This window comes from Ruegeria sp. AN6, from assembly GCF_056540425.1.
This window is the reverse complement of the sequence record NZ_JBQFWR010000053.1, coordinates 1-553: the sequence shown is the minus strand read 5'-3', so window position 1 is coordinate 553 and position 553 is coordinate 1. Positions and strand designations below refer to the sequence as shown.

Here is a 553-nt window from a genome sequence, read left to right as displayed (position 1 = left end):
TGGTTTCTTGTCTGTTTCTATTCTGGACGTCTCTGGGAACGTGTATCATTTGCTTCCCAACGTTACACGACAAACGAACAGTATTGCTGAGCTGCGTGACGGGGAAACCGGGCCGATTTCAGTGCGTGCCGCTTATTCTCTTGATGAAACACCTACAGATGGCGGCCTTCAGTTTAGCGTCGATGACAGCACCTTGGGCAAAAGCAAGGTGATCGTGCTGCACACTGACAATCAACTGTTCGACACACTACGCCCAACCACGGAATCCGCTGCAGGATATGCCGAGGCGCTGCGCGAACAGGATCGCAATGTGGAAACGCAGATTTTGTCGCTGGACAGCCGTATCCTGACCACCCTCGCGCAGTAGCGCGGGGCTTAAGGAATATCGACCACAATCACCGAGATATTGTCGGCCCCGCCCCCGTCCAGCGCGATCTGGATCAACTGATCGGCGACGGTTTCAATCGGCATCTCGGACAGAGCCTTTTCCAGCATCGGGAAGGTCGCGTATTTGCTTAGACCGTCCGAGCAGATCAGGAACCGGTCGCCCGGC

1 protein-coding gene and 1 pseudogene are annotated in these 553 nt (G+C 55.3%); one reads left to right on the top strand and one right to left on the bottom strand.

From position 1 onward, the window contains the following. Window positions 1-367, top strand: a pseudogene (locus ACR0MQ_RS22995) (serine/threonine protein kinase); the annotation flags it as partial. Between the two features lie 8 nt (window positions 368-375). Here ACR0MQ_RS22995 and ACR0MQ_RS22990 read toward each other — a convergent pair. Beyond that, window positions 376-553, bottom strand: a 178-nt coding sequence (locus ACR0MQ_RS22990) for a PP2C family protein-serine/threonine phosphatase (protein WP_480611303.1), incomplete at its 5' end; no start/stop codon positions are given.